5 protein-coding genes are annotated in these 3,314 nt (G+C 72.9%); all 5 read left to right on the top strand.

Annotated features, from left to right (window positions below):
• On the top strand, positions 1-876 hold an 876-nt coding region (locus AW16_RS18705; protein WP_029292233.1), incomplete at its 5' end, for a hypothetical protein.
• The gene (locus tag AW16_RS0116585) at positions 873-1,358 is read left to right on the top strand and encodes a hypothetical protein (protein ID WP_029292232.1); all 486 of its coding nucleotides are present in this window, start codon (positions 873-875) and stop codon (positions 1,356-1,358) included. The genes AW16_RS18705 and AW16_RS0116585, both read left to right, overlap by 4 nt.
• Positions 1,355-1,870 (top strand): DNA N-6-adenine-methyltransferase, encoded by a 516-nt coding sequence (locus AW16_RS17910; RefSeq protein ID WP_051682042.1) that lies wholly within the window; start codon positions 1,355-1,357, stop codon positions 1,868-1,870. The genes AW16_RS0116585 and AW16_RS17910 overlap by 4 nt, the downstream gene beginning before the upstream one ends.
• Positions 1,867-2,397 carry a hypothetical protein gene (locus AW16_RS0116575; RefSeq protein WP_029292228.1) on the top strand — a complete coding sequence of 177 codons (531 nt, stop codon included), beginning with the start codon at positions 1,867-1,869 and terminating at the stop codon, positions 2,395-2,397. The genes AW16_RS17910 and AW16_RS0116575 overlap by 4 nt, the downstream gene beginning before the upstream one ends.
• A 50-nt stretch (positions 2,398-2,447) precedes the next feature.
• A partial coding sequence (locus tag AW16_RS0116570) for a hypothetical protein (RefSeq protein ID WP_029292226.1) occupies positions 2,448-3,314 on the top strand: 867 nt, incomplete at its 3' end.

The following is a 3,314-nucleotide window of genomic DNA, read 5'->3' as shown; positions in this document are numbered from 1 at the left end:
TCCCCGGACCCCACGCCCGACGTTGACACGCTCATCGAGACGCGGGCCGGGCTCGCGCTGGCGCACGGGGCGTGGGCCGAGGGTGCGGGTGCGATGAACCGGTTCCGGTCGCACGAGGAGCACTGCCCCGGTGACGTGTGGTCGCGGCCCGTGAACCCGTACTCGGCACCGCTGCTGCGGGCGATCCGGGACGCCCCCGCGCCCTCCCCGTCCGACGAGGGCCGGGAGGCGCTGGCCCGAGTACTCGACCCCGATGCGTTCGACTTCCCGGAGGAGTGCGCAGGCGACATCGAGATCGCGCGTTCTCGTGCAGGTGACGCGCTCTCGTGGTTCGCCGCCCGCTCGTCCCGGCCCGCACTGCCTGACGAGGACCGGGAGGCGCTGATCGAGCAGGTGTCCGACTGGCTGGCAGACGCCCCCGGTGCATCGCACGGCATCGACATCACCGACGAGGGCCACTCGCAGATCGAGGTGTACGACGAGCGGACGTGGGAAGCGCTGGCGGCACATCTCGCTGACCGTTTCCTCGCCGCCCGCTCGTCCCAGCCCGCACCAAGCGTGACCACCGACCAGGTCGAGGTGGACGACGACCTGGTCGACACGCTGCGGGTCGCGATCGAGGCACTCGAGGCGGCATGGATCCCGCGCACCGCGGAGCACGTCGCGCGGCTGCGCAACCTGCTGGCCGCGCTCGAGCCCGAGAACACCCCGACGACCGTCGACCCTGCCGAACTGCGACCCTGGGACCACGACGGGCACCGGCCGGTGCAGCACCGCGACGGCAAGCCGCCGTGGTGCAACGACTGCGGCTGGTCGACCCCGCTCCCGGCTGTCCCCGCCACGCAGCTCAAGGTGATGAACGAGGGTGACCGGTGACCGGCCGGTACGCGGAGGGCACGACGGTCTCGCCGGAGCGCTCGCAGGCGGAGATCGCCGAGCTGCTGCGCCGCTACGGCGCGACCGGGTACACCTACGGGTGGGACCAGGACACCGACGGTGTGCAGCGCGCGGCGATCGCGTTCAAGGCGCACGGCCGCATGGTCCGCTTCCTCGTCGACCTGCCCGACCCCGAGTCGCGTGTGTTCTGGACGACCGAGAGCGGCCGCTCCCGTGACGCCGCCGGCGCACGAAAGGCCCACGAGTCCGAACTGCGCCGCCGCTGGCGCTGCCTCGCCCTCGCGATCAAGGCGAAGCTCGAGGCCGTCGAGACCGGCATCGCGACCTTCGAGGACGAGTTCCTCGCCTACACCGTGCTCCCGGACGGGTCGACCGTCAGCGAGCAGGTGCAGCGCCAGGTCGAGGACGCGTGGAAGGCCGGCGGCCACCCGCCCCGCCTGCAGATCGGCGGCGTGTCATGAGCGACCTGCTGCTGACGGGCGTCGCGCCCACGCCTCCGAGCACTGACGAGCGGTACACCCCGGCGTGGGTGTTCCGCGCGCTGGGTGAGTCGTTCGACTTGGACCCAGCGAGCCCGGAGAACGGCGGGGACTGCGTGCCTGCTGCCCGCAAGTTGACCGTCCTCGATGACGGGCTCGCCACCGCGTGGCCGGGGGGGGCGTTCGTCTGGCTGAATCCTCCGTTCAGCAACGCCACCCCGTGGGCGCGCAAGTTCATCGCGCACGGGTGCGGGCTGTGGCTTGGCCCGGTCGCGAACGCGGCGTGGTTCAACGAGCTCGCGGGCGTCGCGGATCGGCTGTGGCTCATGCGTGACTTCGCCTTCACGCATCCGACCCACGCGGGCAAGCGGTCGTCGATGCCGCTCGCTATGGCCGCTCTCGGTGGGCGCGCGGCAGCGGCGATCGATCGCGCTGGCCGCGCCACCGGCCCAGCGACCGGGGTAGTTGTGGCCCGGGTCGGGGGTGCGGCGTGACCGTCGACTACGCGCACACCCGCAAGGCCGAGGAGAACCGGGAGAAGAAGGCTGGCGCGCTCGCGGCCGCGGCGCGGCGCCTGTCCGTCCCGGCCGCGGGGCTCGCGGTGGGGACGGGGAACCGGCGCCGGGTCTGGAAGGAGGCCGGCCTCGCGCATGCGCCGTCGGTCGAGACCTGGCACGTGGCGGTGCAGATGATGGGCGAGGGTGAGCCGCCCGCGGCAGGTCCGCGGCCGCGGTCGTGCGTCTACCACCCGGACCGGCCCGGGCGCCTGTACCTCGAGGGGTGGCGCTGCGACCCGTGCTCGCCCTGGGCGCGCCGCACCGGCTCCTACCCGACCCCACCCCCGGGCACGACGCTCGACGACCTTCGCGCCGCCCGACCTCCCGCGGTCGTCATCGAGCTCGACACCCGGATCGAGGCCGCGAAGCGCCACGCGGACACAGCGGCCGCACGCGCCCGGGTCGCCGAGGTCGCTCACCGCAAGTACGGGCACGGCGAACACGCCCGATCGCGTCCGCCCTGACGGGCAGCCCGAGCCCGCACCCGACGACACCCCGAGGAGCACCACCGCCTGTGTCATGGCAGAAGAGCAGCGACGGCGCCGCGACGCACCCGAAGCTGATGAAGATCGAGGCGTTGCCGGAGGCCGACGAGCGGCTCCTCAACGAGGCCCGCGGCTGGCTGTGGGCGCTGTCGACGCAGTCGGCGCAGCACGACACCGACTACTACGTCGAGGTCGGTGTCGCGCGCATGTTCGGCGGCTCGCGCACCGCGGTGCTGATCGAGGTGGCCAAGCGCGTCGGCCTGCTCACCGAGCACGTCGTCGACGGGCTGCGCGTGTACAAGCTGCTCGAGGACGAGAACCTCTGGCACATCCGCCTCAAGGCAGAGAAGGAGTGGGAGGCGCAGCAGCGCGACGACGTGAAGGACCCCGCGCTCAAGGTCCCCGTCGTGCGCCGCGACGGCGACAACTGCCGCTACTGCGGCGTCCTGACCCAGTGGCGTGGCCCGCGCCACCACGCCACCTTCACCCTCGACCACCGCGTACCAGGCCAGGCCGCGACGGTCGACACGATGGTCGTCGCGTGCTGGCGCTGCAACACCTCGCGCTCCAGCAACCCGCAGTGGGACGACGACCACCCGCTGCGCCCCGCACCCACCCACCCGCTCTACGGGAAGTGGGCTGCGAGGTACCTCACCGAGAACGGCTACCGGACCGCGCAGAACGTGCAGCGCGAGGACGACGACGAGCGACCCGCACCGGCGCTCGCGGACACCGCACCCCAGAGCGTGCGACCCGCGACCGCCCCGAGTGCCGGCCCCGCACGCTCGCCTCGCAGCGCCGTATCGCCGGAGAGTGCCCGCGAAGTCGAGTCGGACTCGAGTCCGACTCACAAGGGGGCTACCCCGGGAGTGACTCGCGTCGGGTCGGGTCAGGGA

Source organism: Cellulomonas sp. HZM (genome assembly GCF_000708885.1).
In the GTDB taxonomy this organism is placed as follows: domain Bacteria; phylum Actinomycetota; class Actinomycetes; order Actinomycetales; family Cellulomonadaceae; genus Cellulomonas.
The sequence above is the reverse complement of the archived record's forward strand: the minus strand, read 5'-3'. Positions and strand labels throughout refer to the sequence as shown.

Excerpts from the sequence above, each read along its gene's own strand:
- AW16_RS17910 (WP_051682042.1), top strand. The coding sequence starts at position 1,355 with ATGAGCGACCTGCTGCTGACGGGCGTCGCGCCCACGCCTCCGAGCACT.